This is a genomic window from Synechococcus sp. UW106 (assembly GCF_900474015.1).
In the GTDB taxonomy this organism is placed as follows: Bacteria; Cyanobacteriota; Cyanobacteriia; order PCC-6307; family Cyanobiaceae; genus Parasynechococcus.
Genome location: NZ_UCNV01000008.1, coordinates 38,660 through 57,049, shown reverse-complemented (window position 1 = coordinate 57,049; position 18,390 = coordinate 38,660). Strand labels below are relative to the sequence as shown.

Sequence of the window (18,390 nt, the reverse complement as noted above, 5' to 3'; positions counted from 1 at the left end):
CTTCGGTTTGCTCCCTCGGGCCTCGCATCAATCGCCATACGGTGAACGGAGTTTGAAGCGCATCAGAGATGCAACCCACGGCAGAACAGTTCACTGAGAAAGCCTGGGCCGCCATCGTCGCCGCCCAGCAACTGGCGCAAACCAGCAAACATCAGCACCTTGAGACGGAGCATCTGCTGCTGGCTCTTCTGCAGCAGAACGGTCTGGCTGGCCGAATTCTGAGCAAAGCAGGTGTCGACGTCGCCAATTTCCAAGCGTCGGTCGACACCCATCTCAAGCAGCAACCCAGCCTTGGATCTCCACCGGAATCAGTCTTTCTGGGACGTTCCCTGAACAGCTGCCTGGATCGAGCAGAAACAGCCCGTGATGGATTTAGCGACAGCTACATCGCTATTGAACACCTTTTGCTGGCCTTGGCAGACGATGAGCGCTGCGGAAGGCAACTGCTCAGCCAAGCAGGCGTTGATACCACCAAACTCAAAGAAGCCATTACTGCTGTGCGAGGCAACCAGACGGTGACCGATCAGAACCCAGAGGGGACCTATGAATCCCTCGAAAAGTATGGGAGGGACCTGACAGCAGCTGCCCGTGACGGCAAGCTGGACCCGGTGATCGGGCGGGACGAGGAGATCCGACGCACGATCCAGATCCTCAGCCGACGCACCAAGAACAACCCCGTGCTGATCGGCGAACCGGGGGTTGGCAAAACCGCAATTGTGGAGGGATTAGCACAGCGGATCGTCAACGGTGACGTACCGCAGGCCTTGCAGAATCGTCAGCTCATCGCCCTCGACATGGGGGCCCTGATCGCTGGAGCGAAATACCGAGGCGAGTTTGAGGAACGCCTCAAAGCTGTGCTCAAGGAGGTCACCGCCTCCGAAGGCCAGATCGTGCTGTTCATCGATGAAATCCACACGGTGGTGGGCGCAGGAGCCACCGGTGGAGCCATGGACGCCAGCAACCTGCTCAAACCGATGCTGGCCCGGGGAGAACTCCGCTGCATCGGTGCCACCACCCTTGATGAGCATCGACAGCACATCGAAAAGGACCCTGCCCTGGAGCGACGCTTCCAGCAAGTGCTGGTGGATCAACCCACGGTGGAAGACACGATTTCCATCCTGCGCGGTCTCAAAGAGCGCTATGAGGTGCACCACGGCGTCCGCATTGCCGACAGTGCCCTGGTGGCTGCAGCTGTCTTAAGCAGCCGCTACATCGCTGACCGCTTTTTGCCCGACAAAGCGATCGATCTGGTGGATGAATCCGCCGCGCGCCTGAAGATGGAGATCACCTCCAAACCTGAGGAGATCGATGAAATCGATCGCAAGATCCTGCAGCTGGAGATGGAAAAGCTCTCCCTCGGCCGTGAATCCGACAGTGCCAGCCAGGAACGGCTGCAACGGATCGAACGGGAACTGGCGGAACTGGGCGAACAGCAAAGTTCGCTGAATGCCCAGTGGCAGCAGGAGAAAGGCGCCATCGACGATCTCTCGTCGCTTAAGGAAGAGATCGAACGGGTGCAGCTGCAGGTGGAGCAAGCCAAGCGCAGCTACGACCTCAACAAAGCGGCGGAACTGGAATACGGCACCCTGGCCTCGCTGCAGAAGCAGTTGCTCGAGCAGGAAGCCCAGATCGCCTCGGAGGAGCCTGGCGAGAAAGGCTTGCTGAGGGAGGAGGTGAGTGAAGACGACATTGCCGAGGTGATCGCCAAGTGGACCGGGATCCCCGTGGCGCGGCTGGTGCAGAGCGAAATGGAGAAGCTGCTCCAGCTTGAGGATGACCTGCATCAGCGGGTGATCGGCCAGAACCAGGCCGTCACCGCGGTGGCAGATGCGATCCAACGATCCAGGGCAGGCCTGAGCGACCCGAACCGCCCCATCGCCAGCTTCCTCTTTCTCGGCCCCACCGGTGTTGGCAAGACCGAACTCTCCAAAGCACTCGCCAACCGGCTGTTCGACAGCGATGACGCCATGGTGCGCATCGACATGTCGGAGTACATGGAGAAGCACACCGTCAGTCGTTTGATCGGTGCTCCCCCAGGCTATGTGGGTTATGAAGCAGGGGGCCAGCTCACCGAAGCGGTGCGTCGTCGGCCCTACGCCGTGATCCTGTTCGACGAGGTGGAGAAAGCCCACCCCGATGTCTTCAACGTGATGCTGCAAATCCTCGATGACGGCCGCGTCACCGATGGGCAAGGCCGCACCGTGGACTTCACCAACACGGTGCTGATTCTGACCAGCAACATCGGCAGCCAATCGATCCTGGAGCTGGCCGCTGATCCCGAGCAGCATGAAGCGATGGAAGCCAGGGTGAATGAAGCTCTCCGGGCCCATTTCCGGCCGGAATTTCTAAATCGTCTGGACGATCAGATCATCTTCCACAGCCTCAGGCGGGAGGAACTGCGCCAGATCGTCACCCTCCAGGTGGAACGCCTTCGCAAGCGGCTGGCTGACCGCAAGCTGGAGCTCAGCCTGAGTGACGGGGCCGCCGACTGGCTCGCCAGTGCCGGATATGACCCGGTGTACGGAGCACGACCGCTGAAACGAGCTGTTCAACGGGAACTTGAGACACCCATTGCCAAGGCGATCCTGGCGGGTCGTTACGGCGAGGGGCAGGCGATCAGCGTGGAGCTGGAGGCCGACCAGTTAGCTCTGCGCTGAGAACCATGGGGGAACCGCGCTGTAATTGGCTGCATTGCTGCTGTTCTCCCGCGCCTCCACGGCATAGCAACAGGTGCGACCGCTATCGCGCTCTTGCAGCAGCTCGTTGGCCCAGGCCCAGATCAAGGCCGCCGTCGCCTCCATGCCCACGTTCTCCATCACGCGGAGATCCAGCGCTCCGAGGTCGTGCAGCCGCTGCCATTCCGCCAGCAGTGGATCATCGGCATTAACCAGAAAGGTGTGGTCAAACTGCTGCCGCAGCTGTTGTTCGAAGGGGCGAAGGCTGGAGAAATCAACGACAAAACCGCAGGAATCCAGATCAGTTGCGGAGAACCAGAGGTTGAAACTGCGGCTGTACCCATGCACGAAGCGGCAATGTCCTTCGTGACGCCACTGCCGATGACAGCAGGGATATCCGCTGAAGGCTTTGCTGCAGCTGTAAGGGGTCGGAGAAACGAGCAAGGGGGGAAAACGCGGAAGGGAGCACGCTGCGGGAAGATTCAGGCGTTGCCCGAATGTCCGAGGCCTGATGCAGCCCCTCAGCCCCGCCTTCATTGACCAACTCCGTTTTAACGAAGCGGGGTTGATTCCAGCTGTGGCGCAGGACTGGCTGGACGGGGCTGTGCTGATGGTGGCCTGGATGAACCGGGAAGCGATTGAAGCGACCCTGCGCAGCGGTGAGGTGCATTACTGGAGCCGCTCACGCGAGGAGCTCTGGCACAAGGGTGCCACCAGCGGTCACATCCAGACGATGCGTGAGATCCGCTACGACTGTGATGCCGACGTGCTGTTGGTAACGATCGAGCAGACCGGGGATGTGGCCTGCCACACCGGTGCCCGCAGCTGTTTCTTCGAGAACAGTGACGAAAGAACTCCTGGTGGAACAGCAGCTCTGCTGCCGCCAACGGATGCCTGCACCGAACTGTTCCGAGTGATCGAGGGAAGACGAAAACAACCGGAGGAAGGCAGCTACACCAACAAGTTGCTGGCGGGGGGAGACAACAGCATCCTCAAGAAAATCGGAGAAGAAAGCGCTGAATTCGTGATGGCCTGCAAAGACGACAATGCCGACGAGATCGCGGGAGAGGCAGCTGACATCGTCTTCCACATGCAGGTCGCCCTGGCCCATCACGGTGTCAGCTGGAGGAAAGTTCAGGAAGTACTGGCGGCGCGACGGGGTGCCCCGCGCCGGCATTAAGGCAAGCAGGGGCTGTCGCTGCTGATCACCACTTCATCGCCGAGCTCCACCGTGTCCAAGAGCACCCCCATGGTGAGCTGACCGGTGTTGATGCAACCTCCAGTCACCGCCTTGCCGATCCTGGTCTCGTCGTTGGTGCCGTGAATGGCGAAGCTGTACCAGCGAAAGACGCCGTCGTAGGTGTTGAAGCGAAAGGGCTGCTCTGTTGCCGGAACAGGAGCCAGGCTGATGTAGCCAATGCCGTATTCACCGGTTGCCCCATCCCCTTTGAAGTCGATGGAATTCATGTTGGTGAAGAGGGTCTCGCGCAGCTCCTCCTCCGTTTTTCCTGATTGCTCCACCAGTGAGGGGTCCATCTCGAAGCGGTCGTTGCTGAGGATGGCGTTGACCTGAAACGTTCCGAGCGGAGTGACACCCTCTTCAAAGGTGGTGCCTTCACAGCCAATGCCATGGCGCCCATGGCCGACGGTGAAACGCAAAGGGCCCTCAGCACGATCCAAAACACCCTCACTGGCCATGGGATTGCTGCCATTCAGCTGGATCCGAATCGGTTCACGAATCTGTGGGTCCTGCAGAAACGAACTGGTGTCAGAACGGCAACCCACAAGGCTGACGAGCACGCCAGCCATCACCAAAGAACGGATCAGATCCATGCATTGACCTCGAATGCGAGCAGCATGCCGCGCCCGGATGTCGACGTCACTCAGGCAAAGCAAATTCGGACGGTTCAATGGGCTGTTGAATCGTCGACCCGAAGCGGGTCGTCTGCTGCATCACCCACGCAAGGGTGAGGCGATCCCGTTCCGATGGCACCAATACAGGACTCTCCCCCTGGTTTATCGCCAGGGCATCGGTAGGAACAGAACTGTGACCCCAGAGCCCGAAGGCGTGGCCGAGTTCGTGCAGAGCTGTGGCTTGCAGGGCTTCGGCCCGAAGCTCCGGGGAGACCATCACCTTCACCTGGGGCTCCAATCGACGGCTGCCAAGACGCTGCACGTCAATGATCTGAAGCTGCGTTCGTCCGTTGCTCGCCCGCCATACCCCAGCGACCTGACGCCGCGCCGGACGCTCACGTCGAATCAGCACATTGGCCTGGTCTGGGCTGTCCACCCTCGTGATGGGGACCAGTGCATTCCAGGTGGTCAATGCCGATGACACCGCCTTCAGCCAGCGTTGGTCCCAACGGTTGGCAGGGGTTGCATCAGCAGGCTGAATCCAGACGCACCAGTGCTTCAGCACGGGCGGGCCCAGAGATGTGGTGGCGAGGGAGGAGGCATACCCCGGAAGCTGACCAGGAGCCTGGCGTTCCAAGGCAACCTTGAGCGTTCGAAGCTGCTGTTGCGGAGGACAGAGGTCGGGTTGCATCAGGCGGCGGGGAGACCAACGCCGCGGGCCATGAGTGTCGCCATCAGGGGAATGCTGGCGAAGCCGACCAATTCAATGTTGATGATCCAGGCCAGACGTCCTGCTAGAGCCTCGCTTACTTTCGGCAGCTCGCCCTTGCGCAGTGGAATTGCCCAGAGGATGTAGGTGATCGTGGGATACAGCGACAGCCCCCCCACGGAGAGGTAAAGGCCGACCTTCCACCAGAACAAGGGGTTCTGGGTATAGAACTCGGCACCCTGGCCGAAGTGAATCACCCGCAGAATTCCACTCACCAGCAAAGCCAGGGCAGCGATGCCGTAGACGATGTCGGTGATCACCATCGCCGTTGCTTCCTGGCGATTCGGATCGGCTTTGATCAGCTTCCGCTCCAGCACGAGTGCGCCGAAACAGAGCATGAAGCTGAGGTAGTGAACGTAGGCAACGCCAGCGTTTTTGGCGATGTCGGATGTCAGAGCGACGGCCAGGGGCATTGGCGTAGCAACAGAAGGTGCGGCGACCTTAGCCACCCAATTGAATTAACAATGAAAGATTCACTTCATCAACAGGAAGAAAGAGTGTAATAACGCAAAAAGTGTTAATTCGGGAGTCTTTATTATGACCGCCAGAAAAAAACACTTTGGTTCTAGGTTCAATTCAGCCGTATCGTCATGATGACGAGTTCTCTGAGTGCTTTTCTCGGCGAAATTGGTCGCCATCAGCTGCTCACCCCAGAGCAAGAACTGATGATGGGGAGAAAGGTTCAGGCGATGGTTGCCATCACCGAACGCTGTCATCTTGCTGGCGGGAGTGGCCCAGCATGTGAGTACAGCGATAAAGAAAAAGGAGTGATTCGCCGTGGAGAACGGGCCAAGAATCAGATGATCACCTCAAACCTTCGCCTGGTTGTCAATCTGGCGAAGCGCTATCAGGGCAAGGGCTTGGATCTTCTTGATCTCATTCAGGAGGGAACACTCGGTCTGACCCGTGCTGTTGAGAAATACGACCCCACCCGCGGCCATCGTTTTTCGACCTATGCCTATTGGTGGATCCGTCAGGGCCTGAACAGGGCGCTCTCCACCCAAAGCCGCACCATTCGCATTCCCGTGAATGTGAACGAAAAGCTCACCAAGCTGCGGGCGGCCAAGGCGCGCTTGATGCAAAGGAATGGCCTGAGCCCTACCGGGGAACAATTGGCGGAGTTCATGGAGATCCCCATCGCTGAAGTGGAAGACCTCCTGGCCTGTGAACTTCGCAGCGTCACCGTCAGCCTGCAGGGGGTTGTGAAATCGAAATCCGATCCCTCAGAGCTGGTGGACGTGCTGCCCAGCGAGGAGCTGCCTCCGATGGAGCGGGCCGAAATCGCTGAGCGCACAGCCTCGGTTTGGTCGTTACTGGCCAAAGCCAATCTCACCCCTAAAGAGCACACCGTCGTGACCTTGCGCTTCGGGCTGGATGGCACCAACGAATGGAGCACCCTTGCAGAAGTGGCTCGCCACATGAACTGTTCACGGGAATACTGCCGTCAGGTGGTGCAGCGGGCCCTGCGCAAACTGCGCAAGACCGGAATTCAGAACGGACTCGTGGAATCCACACTCTGAACATCGGCTCACACAGCTAGCGCTTTGCAGCTGATGTGGTGAGAGTGAAGAAATCTGGCTCCCTCCGCATGACGAACCATGCAGCTCGAACCACCGTTGAGGCCGACGTGCTTGAACGGGAAGTCATCGACGAGAGCCTGCTGCGCCGGCTATTGCAGCGGGCTGGGAGGGGTCTTGCCGCCCCAGCCCTGGAAGCCCTGGAGTTGATGCTTGACCCAGAGACTCCCTCAGCAGCGCGGCTGACGATGCTCGCAGCACTGAGTTATCTGTTGATGCCAGCTGATCTCATTCCCGACCTGCTGCCTGTGGCAGGTTTCAGTGATGATTTGGTCGCGCTCTCAGCAATGGTGGGACTTTGGAGCAATCACGTCACCCCGTCGATCCGGATGCGAGCTCGCCGCAAACTGGATCGATGGTTTCCCCTTGCGCACTGAATAGCTGAACTGAGTTACTGATTGATGTCTGGCTGGACCCCTGAATTTGAAGCGGATCTCACCCTGCTGCTGAAGGACTGGTTGAAACACCAGGGGCGCTCGCAGGCCGACCTGCGGCGAAACCTTCGCGCCGTGTCGACCCGAATGCCCGCACTGCTGGAGGTGCTGGAGCGAGAACACAAACTGCGCGGACTGTCCGGACTGGCTGATCGGCTCTGCAGCGTCGAAGCCGAATGGCATGGCCAGCAATCAGCAGACAACAACGGCGTCGCAGCAGCAGAGGAGGATCCTTTCGGTCAACTTGATCTGCTTTTGCAGGAAATTCGAGACGACTGCTCCGATTAAGGGACATCACGGGCAAAGTGGTGGCTCAGACATCGCTCCGATGACGCCTACACAACTCCTTAGTGCCTCCTTCTGTTTGACCATGTCGGTGTGCGGAGCTTCGTCTGCCCTGGCCCAGACAGAAGGCTGGCTGAGGGGACCTGGCAGCACAACAGGCAAAGACAGCAAGATCGAAGCCACGAATTGCGTCACTGCAGAAGACGGCTCGATGACCTGTGACACCAAAGTCGTTAACCCGGCCAGCAACACCAAAGCACGGCCCTATTACAACCCCTTCAACGACTGAGACCCGTGAGCGGACCCACCCGATCGAAGAGAACGTTTCTTGGTTTTGTTGATGCTGGTGAGCGCGAGGTCGCCCGACTTCTGACCCTGATCACTTCTGTTGTGATCGCTGCAGCGATCATCCAGCTGATGATTTCTCTGGGCTCCAAGCTGCTGACTGGATCAGCTGCGACGTGGTTAGGCGACGATCTCATCAAGATCCTCGGTGATCTGCTCACCGTTTTGATCGCCCTTGAGGTACTGCAAAACATCACCAGTTACCTACGCCGCCATGTAGTGCAGATCGAACTGGTCCTGGTGACTGCTCTCACCGCAGTGGCCAGGAAAGTGATCGTGCTGCCTTCAGGTGCTGAAAACAAACCCCAACTTTTGGTTGGTCTAGGGATCGCGGTCGTCTCTCTCTCCGCCGCTTACTGGTTGGTCAAACGTGCCAATGCAACTCCCACCAAGACACGGCTCGGGCGTGGGTCTGTCAGCAAACTTGAGCACCAAGACTGACAACTGAGGGCTAACAACTGAGGGATGTCTCCAAATAGGAAGGCCGCCCTTCCCGCTGGAAAGACGGCCTAACTCGCTCGTTTGCGCATTGCAATCGACCTCATATTCAGTGTCTGATGCCTTGGGAAATCTCCTCCAGCAATGGAACTGAGAAGGGAAAGGTCGAAGCGTCTGGCTCAAGGCACCCTGGGGCCATGGGGTCCAGGTGTGAAGCAACTCTCCTGCGGGGCACCTCCGAACGATGCAGAGGAGAGTCGACTGGCTTGACGCTCTTCGTTGTCGCGCCAGACGAATTGCTTACGAATGGGTGGAAACTGTTGGAGCAGGGGCCAGAAAGTCAGTCTGCTTCTGCGATTTGCTCAGGTGGAGTGTCGGCCGTCATGGGCTCCTCCGATCTCGATACACACACTCTCGTCAGCGATAACGGGAACGGCAATCAGCTGTCGTGCTCATTGCCTTTTGGGGCCGGAATACCCCATCCTGGGAATGGCGTGCCTGAGCAGGCTTAGGCGGCATCCCAGTGCAGGGCCAGCCAGAGCGTTCCAGGATCAGGGTCCGTGCGCTCGACCCGGTGGCGTTGATGGGGCGGAAGTGAAAGATGATCTCCAGGGCTGAGATCCACAATCCGATCGGGGTTCTCCAGCGCAACACAGGCGCTACCCCGCAGGACAAGCACCCATTCGTGTTCGGACTGATCCATCCATTCGTCGCTGGGGGATCGGTAGTCATTCGATGCGATCAGCATCAATCTCCAAGTCTCGGCCGACGCCAGCACCCGCATTGATTCCTCCCCGGGAGGTGGGCAAGGGGTCACCAGCAGATTGGCGTCCCCCCCCTGCCCATGGTCACGCTCTCCCCAGCGCCGACCAATGTCGAATCCCCAGGATTGGGCCAGCTGCACAACCTGATTGTGGTCAGCACAGTCCGCCAGCTGTTGACGACTGCTGGAGTCCTGCTGCACACGCTCCGCAAGGGACTGAAGTTGGGAGATCTTGCTGAGGAAACGGATCAGATCCTGTTCCGCCATGGGGGGACCGCACAGCTTCAATAGTGATCCTGACAACAGACCAATTCAGGGATGGGCGCAAAAGTCAGAAGATCCTGACGTTCTATTTCATGCCTTCTGCAACCAAGGCTCTCACCATCAGCGATCTGGAAGCAGGCTTCTCCAACTACTGCTTGGCCCTGAGACGCCTTGTCGCGGATGGACGCGACCTAGACGCCATTCGCCGGACTGTCTGCTGGGATTACCTGCAAAGACTGCACAGCTCCCTGCCTCATGATTACCGCTCTCCAGACGAACTGATTCAGCGGTACCAAAGGGAAGCTTCACCTGCTCAAGCAAACTGATCAAAGCCACAACATCCCTGTGCCGAGCCATGTCCTGCGCTACTGCATTGGTGCATGTCTGCTGCTGCTGCTGAACCTTGGAACAGCGGCAGCCACTGCCGCTGCCGTTCCAGATGCCCAGCAAGGATCGGTGTTGTTCGAACAACACTGCGCGGGATGCCATATCAACGGCGGCAACATCATTCGCCGTGGAAAAAACCTGAAGCTGAAGACCCTCGAGCGGGATGACATCGCAACGGTGGAAGCCATCGCAGCCATCGCCCGTGAAGGGCGAGGCCAGATGAGCGGTTACGCAGACGTTCTCGGGACGGATGGTGATCAGCTTGTGGCGGAATGGATCCTGATGCAGGCTCAGAACGCCTGGACCCAGGGATAAACCTCGAGAGCCGTCCAGATTCCTTCCTTCCAATAAATGTCGTCCTCAACCAGCTTGCGCACGACGGAGATGTCGTCTGCCTCGAAGATTCCGAAAACGTGAGTGCTTCCTTCAGTGGGCCCAAGAGTGACAAGCGTGCCCTGCTCTTTAAGACCCTGAAGGCGCGCGAGGTGTTCATCTCGATAGGGAGCACGCTTCACAAGAGCATCCGTGCAGTAAGTGCCCCACAAAACGAAACGTGCCATAGCAAAAGATGAAATACCGAAGAACTTTTCAGTAGGAAGGATGGCATAACGGATTGAGCAAACGCTATGTTGTGAAGGATGATTTCTCACGAAAGCGATGCTCACTGGGAGCGACCTTCTCAATAAAGTCAAAGACCTGGGTGATGTCAGCAAGTCTGATCTGGTTCGTGTCTGTGGCTATGTTTCCCACAAAAAGGATGGTGGCGAACGTCTGAATTTCACCGCTTTCTACGAAGCCCTCTTGGATGCCAAAGGCGTCAGTCTTGGTACCGGCGGTGTTGGCGGTGTCGGCAAAGGTGGCCGCAAGCTCAGCTATGTGGCCACAGTGCAAGGCAACGGCAACTTGCTGATCGGCAAGGCGTATACGGCTCTTCTTGACCTCACGCCTGGAGATGAATTTGAAATCAAACTAGGCCGCAAGCAAATTCGCTTGACACCTGTTGGTGCAAGCGACGAAGACGAGGAGTGATTCAACATCAGGTGATGTGCTCACCGACATTGCATCTCTCCTGAAGACCTGCTCAACCCCGACCGATGTTGGGGTTTTTTAATGCCTTCAGCGTGATGGAGGCCACTAAGGCTGGTCAGCAGCGACGCGCAATTCAGCGCAAAAACGACCCGCTTCCTGAGCTATTTCTCCAGGAGAGGCTGCAGCCATCCTTTTCACAAGTGCACTTCCCACAATCGCTCCATCGGCACCCCAGCCACGAACCTGGCGCACCTGCTCAGAGCCTGAAATTCCAAAACCAACGGCGACAGGAACGGGTGAGGTTTGTTTCAGTTGCTGGACCAACCCTTCAACTCTGCTTTCCATTTGAGCCCGCTCACCGGTGACACCGGTGACGCTCACCAGATAAGTGAAACCTCGGCTGCATGTCGCAATCCGACCCATTCGATCTTTGGGTGTGGTGGGTGCAACAAGAAGAACGAGATCCAATCCGTAGCGCTCTGCAATTGTCGACAACCGCTCCGCCTCTTCGAGAGGCAAATCAGGCACCACCAGCCCCGCCGCACCGGCCTCCGCTGCGGACTGGCAGAACGACTCCATTCCCACATTCAGCAGCGGATTGGAGTAGGTGAACAGAATGACGGGAATCTGCAATTTCCCTTTCAAGGAGCGCAGCATGTCCAGAACCGCCTTGGGCGTGGTTCCAGCGGCAAGGGCCCGGGAAGCGGCGGCCTGAATGACAGGTCCATCAGCGAGAGGGTCGCTGTAGGGCATCCCCAGTTCCACCATGTCGGCCCCGGCGCTTTGCAGGCTGAGGAGCACTTCAGCGGTCACAGAGAGATCAGGGTCGCCAGCCATCAGGAACGGCATCAGAGCGAGGCGACCGTCCTGCTTCAGCTGCTCAAAGCGCTGGGCGATGGAAGAGGACTGCTGATTGGGCATCTCGGTCAACCGACCAGGAACAAACCTCGAAAGCCTATGAGTCGGCGGGGGCGTCACCGTCCGAAGCAACCGAGGCATCCGCTCCGATCTTGCGCAACAGCGCCTGCTGCTCCTCCTCTGGGAGAGCGTCAAAACGAGCCTGAAGCGCGTCAGCCTCCTGCTTGTCGTACACCTCGCGGTAGCGACGCCGCTGATTCATATAGGTCATTTGGCCGGTCACAACCCGAAACAGGTAGGAACTCGTCCAGACCACAACGATCACCACCAACAGTGTCTGGGCAGCAATCCCTGCCGAGAAACCTTCAAAGCCAGCAGCTTGAAAGCCCACTTGCCCAACCCCTCCCAGCAGGAGGACGGCGAGTCCAATCAGGAGAACCTTTCCACGCGTCAATTCAGACGTCTCCCTGCCCGCTGAGACGGAAATTGAGGAACGGAGCGAACAGAATCATCCCCGGGAAAAAGAAGAAGACCATCCCATAAATCCCCAGACGCTCCAGCTTGCCCATCTGATGCCAGCGCTGATTCATCCAGGCAAAAAGGGCCAGCGGAATGACCACGAGGTACAAACCGCCCAGCACGACGTAGGCCAAAAGAACCAGCAGTGTGTCCTGTGGGACTTGATGGAGCAGGGACGAGAGGTCCAAGGCCTGAGGACAGCTGGGGGAAATCTAAGATGTCTGGGCGGGGGCATGGCGGAATCGGAAGACGCATTCGGCGTCATTCCGCTCGGTCCGTCAAGCCACCGCCAGCGATTGCGTTGGACACAGAACCTGCGTGGGCAACTCAAGAAGCCCTCACTAGTTTCTGATCAAGAGGGTGTTCAGTCGATGTCGACGTCTGTGAGTTCCACCGCACAGATCGGTGGAGAACCCGCGGAACTTCTGCGTTGCCACGAAAGGGATGAAGGACACCAGCCCTGGGATCGCTGGGGGACCTATCTGAGTGATCGGCAGTGGGGCACAGTCCGCGAGGATTATTCAGGCGATGGCAACGCCTGGAACTCATTTCCCTTCGACCACAGCCACCTGCGCAGCTACCGCTGGGGGGAGGACGGCTTGCTGGGCCTGAGCGACGAACGCTGTCTGCTCTGTTTCTCTCCTGTGCTCTGGAACGGCAAGGATTCCATTCTCAAAGAACGCTTGTTCGGTCTCGGCAATCCCGAAGGCAACCACGGAGAAGACATCAAAGACACGATGTATCACCTCGCCGGTACACCAACCGGTAGTTATGCGAAAGCTCTGTATCGCTACCCGCATCAGAGCTTTCCTTACCAGCAACTGCGCGACGAAAACCGCAACCGCAGCAGAGAAGAGAACGAATACGAACTGGTCGATACAGGCATCTTTTCGGGCAATCGCTTTTTTGATCTCGACGTTGAGTACGCGAAAGCTTCTCCCGAAGATGTGCTGATCCGACTCACCATCACCAACCGAGGTCCGGAGGACGCAGACCTTCATCTCCTTCCCAGCCTGTGGTTCCGGAACACCTGGAGCTGGGGGGATCCTGACCGGAACCGACCCCGCCTTCGCCTCCAGGACAATCGGCTCCTGAGTGATGCCGTCGAAGGCCTGGCTGCTTACAACCTGACCTGCAGTGAACAAGGCCCATGGCTGTTCACGGAAAACGAAACCAACACCGAACGGCTCTACGGACAAGCCCCAGAGCAGCCCTATGTGAAAGATGCCTTTCACCGCTTTCTGATTGACGGAGAGCGGGGCGCGGTAAATCCGGCACAGACTGGGAGCAAAGCAGCGCTGCATCTCCAACGCACGCTCCATCCAGAAGGAATCTGGACGGTGACGCTACGACTGAGCCGACACGACCACCAAGCAAGCCAGGCCCCGGAGCCGGAAGAGACAGCCTCGTTCAACACCTTGATGGACAAACGCCGCCGGGAGTGGCAGGACCATCTGGAATGGGTAGCACCTGGACTCAACGAGGAGGACCGTGCCATCCATGCCTCGGCCGCTGCCGGATTGTTCTGGTGCCGCAAGTACTACGACTGGTATGTGGCCCGGTGGCTGCGCGGGGACAACAACGCTCCCAGGCCACCTCAGGAACGGTGGCACACCGAAAACGCCTACTGGCGAACCCTTCGGGCCCAAAACATCATCTCGATGCCCGACTGCTGGGAGTACCCCTACTTCTGCCAGTGGGATCTGATGTTCCATGCAGTGGCCTTCGCGGAAATCGATCCGGGCGAAGCGAAGCGGCAGTCGCGCATGCTCCGCCAGGCCTCTTACACCGCGAACAATGGGCAATCCCCTGCCTATGAATGGGCCCTCTCAGACGCCAACCCACCGATTGGTGCCTGGGCAGCACTGCGGATCTTCCAGATCTCCAAGCGTCGTTACGGAGAGCAGGACTATCCCTTTCTCCGCGCCAGCCTCCGGGAGCTGTTGCTGGAATACGGATGGTGGGCCAACCGAACGGACCGCAACGGTGACAGCCTCTTCGAAGGAGGCTTCCTTGGACTGGACAACATCGCCATCTTCGATCGGCGTTACCCACTCAAAGACGGCAGCCGGATCGAGCAATCGGATGGAACAGCCTGGATGGGAATGCTCAGCCTCAACATGCTGGAGGCGTGCGTTCTTCTCTCTGAGGACAGAACGGAATACAAAAGCCTGAGCGATCGCTTTGTCCGCGACTTCAGTCGCCTGACCTACGCGCTGAACAGTCCTGGTGGCAAAGGGTACGTGAACTGGGACGAGGAAGACGGTTTCTACTACGACGTGCTCAAGCGCCCGGACGGAAGCACCGACTATTTGAGAACACGTTCACTGAGTGGTCTGATTCCGTTGCTCGCCATCGCAACGTTCGACGCCGAAACGGTCGAATCGATTCCCTCTCTCGACGTGAGCACCTATCTGCGTGATCTGGGTCGCGAACGCGGAGAGGAGTTTGATTCGATCGCTCATCTTGGATCCTGGCACCGTGATCGAATTCTGTTTTCGATCGTGCCTCCGCAACGCCTACGGCGCATCCTCGAAAGGGTGTTCGATGAAGAGGAATTTCTCTCCCCTTACGGCATCCGAAGCCTCTCCAAGAGTTATGAAAAAACTCCGTACAGCTATCAACAGGGTGACGACTACGCCACGATCAACTACAGCCCTGCCGACAGTCCTGTAGCCATGTTTGGAGGTAATTCCAACTGGCGAGGACCGGTATGGATGCCGATCAACTACCTGCTGATCGAAGCCCTGCAGAAGTTTGCCCACTACTTCGGCGATGATTTCAAGATGGAGTTCCCGACGGGCTCTGGTCGCGAATTGAATCTCTGGGACATTTCTCTGGAACTTGAGGAGCGACTGGTTGGCATCTTCAGGCGTGATCGCAACGGACAGAGGCCATTCAACGGGACGATCGAGCTGTTCCAAAATGATCCCGAATGGCGTGATTTCTTCCTCTTCAATGAGTATTTCAATGGCTGCAGCGGTGCCGGCGTCGGTGCGAGTCACCAGACAGGATGGACAGCGATTGTCGCGAAAATGATCACACAACTCCAACGATGGCGCTGACGCCATGAGGTGATCTCTCTAACGTTTGGGTCATTGTCCGGCACGTCGTTATGGATCACGCCACCCATGACGCTCGTCGTCTTAACGCCGTAGAACCTCAAGCAGATCACTACAATGTGGTGATAATCGGCAGTGGCGCGGGTGGTGGGTCTCTGGCCCGAGCTTTAGCCGACTCCGGCCACTCCATTTTGATTCTGGAACGAGGCGGCTGGCTGCCACGGGAACCGCAAAACTGGGATCCGGTTGAGGTCTTCCAGAAAGACCGCTACGTCTCAACGGACCCCTGGCAGGACAAGCACGGAAAGACGTTTCAGCCGGGAAGTCACTACTTCGTTGGCGGTGCCTCAAAACTGTATGGAGCAGCTCACTTCCGCTTGCGGGAGAGGGATTTCGAATCGGTGATGCATGTCGACGGCGAATCACCGGAATGGCCGCTGAAATACGACGTCTTCGAGCCGTATTACCGCAAAGCGGAGGAGTGGTATCACGTGCATGGGCTGCGGGGTGAGGACCCCACCGAGCCACCGGCCTCCTCCGCGTATCCCCATGCGCCCATCAGCCACGAGCCACGCATGCAAAAGCTGGTAGATGACCTCCGCTCAGCGGGGCTCCATCCATTTCACGCACCCACGGGAGTCGCACTCGATGAAGCGAACCCCGCCTTCAGCGCTTGCGTGCGCTGCAACCGCTGCGATGGATTTCCCTGCCTGGTTCATGCCAAGGGTGATGCGGAAGTGATGGGCGTCCGTCCAGCTCTTGATCACGACAATGTGTTCATGCTCACAGAAGCGGAGGTGCTTCGACTCAACACCGATGGGAGTGGTCGTCAGATCACTGATGTGGTGGTGAGGCACCAGGGAGAAGAACGCCGTTTCAAAGGCGACATCGTGGTCGTTTCCGCTGGTGCCGCCAATTCGGCACGTCTGCTGCTGATGTCAGCCAACGATGCCCATCCCCGGGGCCTAGCCAACAGCTCCGATCAAGTGGGCAGAAATTACATGTATCACAACTGCAAAGCATTGGTGGCTCTCGCCCATGAGCCAAATACCACGGTGTTTCAAAAGACTGTCGCGCTCAATGACTGGTATTTCGGCGACAACTACTTCGACTTCCCGATGGGCAACGTGCAAATGACCGGTAAAACCAATGGAGCGATGATGAAAGGCTATAAACCGCGGCTCACCGCTCTTGCTCCCACATGGAGCATGGACAAACTCGCGGAACACTCACTCGATTTCTGGCTGCAAACGGAAGATCTTCCGCTACCGAACAATCGGGTCACCATCAATACGAAAGGTCAGATCAAGCTGGACTACACCCCGACCAACACCAGGGCATCCGACGAGCTGGCCAACAGACTGGAGGCATTGCTGGACAAGCTGTACCTCAAAAACCATCTCGCCGAACGTCAGATCTATTTCGCCTCGTCGATGGACATTGCTGCCGTGGGCCATCAATCAGGGACATGTCGCTTCGGCACCGACTCCAGCACCTCGGTGTTGGACACCAACTGCCGCACCCACGATGTGGACAATCTGTATGTGGTTGACACGAGCTTTTTCCCCAGCAGCTCAGCGGTGAATCCATCCCTGACAGCCATCGCCAATGCCATCCGTGTGGCGGACCATCTCAAGGAACGGCTGGGTTGATTAATTAGCCCAACCAGGATTGAAGCCACGGCGCAACGAGCATCAGGTCAACGCTGAGGGGGCCACCGCCAGCGGTGATCAACACAAGGCACATCACGACATACATCGCAGCTTTCTCCCAACTTGGTGGTTCTCCAACACCCATCGGACCGCCGTAATCCCCTTCGGGGATTAGATAAGGATCAGGGGCAATGAACGGAAAACCACGGGTGATCTCCAGCACAACGGCGTAAAACATCGACACAGCAATGGCGACAGCCGCCAGAGGCGTGAGGAAACCAAGCAGCAGAGCGATCCCTCCAGACCACATGGAAAAAGCCGAAAGGGAACAAAGCCAGGCCGGCGTGTTCATCGCCGTGGACCATGTTTTCAAGTTCACAAGTTTGGGCCAACCATGGCGGATGAACACCAGCCCCGTGAACAGACGCAACACCAGCAGACCAGAACCAGCAAGGCCCTCAGGTGACGAGGGGGCAATCAAAGAGACAAGGTCCACAAGACACCAGTCTTTTCTCCAAAACTAGTGACGACCAGCCCGAACAATTGAAGGATTCGCTTAAGAAGAAATCCAGAGGCGATGACCATCTGGATCACACAACAATCGACCGGATCCAGCCGAAGGATCCTGGACCAGGATCTGGGCATAGAGGGCATTTTGCGGCTGCAACGCAGCCGCTGAGGGTCGCAAGGGAGAGGGGCTGAGATATCTCAAAAATTCAACACCACATGGAGAACAACCGCTTAAGCCATGGATGGCCACCCTTGGGTTGATCACGCCATCGAGCCGTTCCTGTTCAACACCCTGGTTCAGAGTGGCGTAGCGAAGTTGCAGGCCAAGATCAACGCCGTAAAACAACAAGCTGCGATCGCTATCACTGATCGCAATGGCCGTATGGTCCAGCCCCTGAAAGAGAGGACCGTCGTCCTGATGCCAACGGGGATGCCCTTGACCGGGAGGGAACCAGAGCAGCTCCATGGCATGACCTGCGGCGTTGCGGAACTTCCACGCCGCCACGCCATTGGGCAACCACTGCGGCGCCTCCGAGATCGGAGCCACAAGGGGCATCAACTGGTCAGCAGCACGCTCCATATCGCTCACCACAATCGCGACGTGCTGAAACCAGAGGCTGTTTGCGGGGCCTGGATCGGGGTGTGAAACCGCATCGACTCCCTCAAAGAAGACATAGTCGAGGCATTCCCTGCCCAGTCGGTGGTGACTAACAATCGCCCGCCCCTTGTTCAAGCCAAAACGTCGCTGAAGGGCCTCCCCTTCCAGCAACGATTGGCCCTGATCAATCGCCCCTAAAACATCAAGTAGGGGATCAAGACATCCAGGCTCCGGCAAGGAAAACGCTACCCCTTGAATCGAAAGGGATTGCCCCTGAGCAGCTACCACGAATGCGTCATCTCCACTGCGGTTGTCTTAGCGCCGTTTACGCATCAATCACTGCCGAGATCAGTGAAAACAGCTATGGAGTG

General features: G+C 57.9%; 23 protein-coding genes. 12 read left to right on the top strand and 11 right to left on the bottom strand.

What is annotated here, in order from left to right:
- The first annotated feature begins 68 nt into the window (after nucleotides 1–68).
- Complete coding sequence (gene clpB / locus DXY30_RS04985) at nucleotides 69–2,657, top strand: ATP-dependent chaperone ClpB (protein WP_115093631.1); 2,589 nt, start codon at nucleotides 69–71, stop codon at nucleotides 2,655–2,657.
- Here the strand turns inward: clpB and DXY30_RS04980 are convergent.
- Nucleotides 2,643–3,119 carry a 6-carboxytetrahydropterin synthase gene (locus DXY30_RS04980; protein ID WP_244281282.1) on the bottom strand — a complete coding sequence of 159 codons (477 nt, stop codon included), beginning with the start codon at nucleotides 3,117–3,119 and terminating at the stop codon, nucleotides 2,643–2,645. The two genes, clpB and DXY30_RS04980, sit on opposite strands and share 15 nt — an antisense overlap.
- A 67-nt stretch (nucleotides 3,120–3,186) precedes the next feature.
- On the opposite strand from DXY30_RS04980, the gene hisIE reads away from it, so the two are divergent.
- A complete protein-coding gene (gene hisIE / locus DXY30_RS04975) occupies nucleotides 3,187–3,855 on the top strand; it encodes a bifunctional phosphoribosyl-AMP cyclohydrolase/phosphoribosyl-ATP diphosphatase HisIE (protein WP_115093630.1) in 669 nt (222 codons plus the stop codon).
- On the opposite strand, the gene DXY30_RS04970 is transcribed toward hisIE, so the two are convergent.
- Genes DXY30_RS04970 through DXY30_RS04960 form a run of 3 tightly spaced genes read right to left on the bottom strand, consistent with a single transcriptional unit; the run spans nucleotide 3,852 to nucleotide 5,711 of the window.
- Nucleotides 3,852–4,508, bottom strand: a complete 657-nt coding sequence (locus tag DXY30_RS04970) for a L,D-transpeptidase (protein ID WP_115094179.1) — start codon at nucleotides 4,506–4,508, stop codon at nucleotides 3,852–3,854. The genes hisIE and DXY30_RS04970 overlap by 4 nt on opposite strands.
- Nucleotides 4,509–4,554: 46 nt before the next feature.
- A complete protein-coding gene (locus DXY30_RS04965) occupies nucleotides 4,555–5,220 on the bottom strand; it encodes a peptidase (protein WP_115093629.1) in 666 nt (221 codons plus the stop codon).
- Nucleotides 5,220–5,711: a DUF2214 family protein gene (locus DXY30_RS04960; protein ID WP_115093628.1), complete on the bottom strand. Its 492-nt coding sequence runs from the start codon at nucleotides 5,709–5,711 to the stop codon at nucleotides 5,220–5,222. Before DXY30_RS04960 ends, DXY30_RS04965 begins: the two co-directional genes overlap by 1 nt.
- A gap of 180 nt (nucleotides 5,712–5,891) precedes the next feature.
- Between DXY30_RS04960 and DXY30_RS04955 the strand changes: the two genes are divergently transcribed.
- The 5 genes from DXY30_RS04955 to DXY30_RS04935 all read left to right on the top strand — a co-directional run bounded on the left by DXY30_RS04955 (nucleotide 5,892) and on the right by DXY30_RS04935 (nucleotide 8,380).
- Complete coding sequence (locus tag DXY30_RS04955) at nucleotides 5,892–6,818, top strand: sigma-70 family RNA polymerase sigma factor (RefSeq protein ID WP_115094177.1); 927 nt, start codon at nucleotides 5,892–5,894, stop codon at nucleotides 6,816–6,818.
- Nucleotides 6,819–6,886: 68 nt separating this feature from the next.
- Nucleotides 6,887–7,252, top strand: coding sequence for a YkvA family protein (locus tag DXY30_RS04950; protein ID WP_115023545.1), 366 nt, complete (start codon nucleotides 6,887–6,889; stop codon nucleotides 7,250–7,252).
- A gap of 24 nt (nucleotides 7,253–7,276) precedes the next feature.
- Nucleotides 7,277–7,597, top strand: a complete 321-nt coding sequence (locus DXY30_RS04945) for a hypothetical protein (protein WP_115093627.1) — start codon at nucleotides 7,277–7,279, stop codon at nucleotides 7,595–7,597.
- Nucleotides 7,598–7,637: 40 nt separating this feature from the next.
- The gene (locus DXY30_RS04940; RefSeq protein ID WP_115093626.1) at nucleotides 7,638–7,883 is read left to right on the top strand and encodes a hypothetical protein; all 246 of its coding nucleotides are present in this window, start codon (nucleotides 7,638–7,640) and stop codon (nucleotides 7,881–7,883) included.
- 5 nt (nucleotides 7,884–7,888) lie between these two features.
- Nucleotides 7,889–8,380, top strand: coding sequence for a phosphate-starvation-inducible PsiE family protein (locus DXY30_RS04935; RefSeq protein WP_115093625.1), 492 nt, complete (start codon nucleotides 7,889–7,891; stop codon nucleotides 8,378–8,380).
- Nucleotides 8,381–8,885: 505 nt separating this feature from the next.
- Here the strand turns inward: DXY30_RS04935 and DXY30_RS04925 are convergent.
- Nucleotides 8,886–9,407 (bottom strand): Nif11 domain/cupin domain-containing protein, encoded by a 522-nt coding sequence (locus tag DXY30_RS04925; RefSeq protein ID WP_115093623.1) that lies wholly within the window; start codon nucleotides 9,405–9,407, stop codon nucleotides 8,886–8,888.
- Nucleotides 9,408–9,496: 89 nt separating this feature from the next.
- Here DXY30_RS04925 and DXY30_RS04920 point away from each other — a divergent pair, with 89 nt between their 5' ends.
- Together DXY30_RS04920 and DXY30_RS04915 are read left to right on the top strand one after the other, a co-directional pair.
- On the top strand, nucleotides 9,497–9,730 hold the full coding sequence (locus DXY30_RS04920) for a DUF3136 domain-containing protein (protein WP_115094175.1): 234 nt from the start codon (nucleotides 9,497–9,499) through the stop codon (nucleotides 9,728–9,730).
- Between the two features lie 19 nt (nucleotides 9,731–9,749).
- Entirely contained in the window at nucleotides 9,750–10,106 is a 357-nt protein-coding gene (locus tag DXY30_RS04915) for a c-type cytochrome (RefSeq protein ID WP_244281280.1), read from the top strand.
- On the opposite strand, the gene DXY30_RS04910 is transcribed toward DXY30_RS04915, so the two are convergent.
- A complete protein-coding gene (locus DXY30_RS04910) occupies nucleotides 10,082–10,351 on the bottom strand; it encodes a YciI family protein (protein WP_115093622.1) in 270 nt (89 codons plus the stop codon). The genes DXY30_RS04915 and DXY30_RS04910 overlap by 25 nt on opposite strands.
- A 97-nt stretch (nucleotides 10,352–10,448) precedes the next feature.
- Between DXY30_RS04910 and DXY30_RS04905 the strand changes: the two genes are divergently transcribed.
- Nucleotides 10,449–10,820, top strand: a complete 372-nt coding sequence (locus DXY30_RS04905) for an AbrB family transcriptional regulator (protein ID WP_115093621.1) — start codon at nucleotides 10,449–10,451, stop codon at nucleotides 10,818–10,820.
- A 105-nt stretch (nucleotides 10,821–10,925) separates the two neighbouring features.
- On the opposite strand, the gene trpA is transcribed toward DXY30_RS04905, so the two are convergent.
- The 3 genes from trpA to DXY30_RS04890 are packed head-to-tail and all read right to left on the bottom strand — an operon-like array spanning nucleotide 10,926 to nucleotide 12,385.
- Nucleotides 10,926–11,741 carry a tryptophan synthase subunit alpha gene (gene trpA, locus DXY30_RS04900; RefSeq protein ID WP_115093620.1) on the bottom strand — a complete coding sequence of 272 codons (816 nt, stop codon included), beginning with the start codon at nucleotides 11,739–11,741 and terminating at the stop codon, nucleotides 10,926–10,928.
- Nucleotides 11,742–11,775: 34 nt separating this feature from the next.
- Nucleotides 11,776–12,132 (bottom strand): DUF3007 family protein, encoded by a 357-nt coding sequence (locus tag DXY30_RS04895; RefSeq protein ID WP_115023559.1) that lies wholly within the window; start codon nucleotides 12,130–12,132, stop codon nucleotides 11,776–11,778.
- Nucleotide 12,133: 1 nt separating this feature from the next.
- Nucleotides 12,134–12,385: an NAD(P)H-quinone oxidoreductase subunit L gene (locus DXY30_RS04890; protein ID WP_115023561.1), complete on the bottom strand. Its 252-nt coding sequence runs from the start codon at nucleotides 12,383–12,385 to the stop codon at nucleotides 12,134–12,136.
- 183 nt (nucleotides 12,386–12,568) lie between these two features.
- Here DXY30_RS04890 and DXY30_RS04885 point away from each other — a divergent pair, with 183 nt between their 5' ends.
- Nucleotides 12,569–15,262, top strand: coding sequence for a glucosidase (locus tag DXY30_RS04885; RefSeq protein WP_115094171.1), 2,694 nt, complete (start codon nucleotides 12,569–12,571; stop codon nucleotides 15,260–15,262).
- Between the two features lie 50 nt (nucleotides 15,263–15,312).
- The gene (locus tag DXY30_RS04880) at nucleotides 15,313–16,911 is read left to right on the top strand and encodes a GMC oxidoreductase (RefSeq protein ID WP_115093619.1); all 1,599 of its coding nucleotides are present in this window, start codon (nucleotides 15,313–15,315) and stop codon (nucleotides 16,909–16,911) included.
- A 4-nt stretch (nucleotides 16,912–16,915) separates the two neighbouring features.
- On the opposite strand, the gene DXY30_RS04875 is transcribed toward DXY30_RS04880, so the two are convergent.
- Complete coding sequence (locus DXY30_RS04875) at nucleotides 16,916–17,407, bottom strand: DoxX family protein (protein ID WP_170951136.1); 492 nt, start codon at nucleotides 17,405–17,407, stop codon at nucleotides 16,916–16,918.
- Nucleotides 17,408–17,467: 60 nt separating this feature from the next.
- The gene (locus tag DXY30_RS04870; RefSeq protein ID WP_244281279.1) at nucleotides 17,468–18,307 is read right to left on the bottom strand and encodes a VOC family protein; all 840 of its coding nucleotides are present in this window, start codon (nucleotides 18,305–18,307) and stop codon (nucleotides 17,468–17,470) included.
- Between the last annotated feature and the right edge of the window lie 83 nt (nucleotides 18,308–18,390).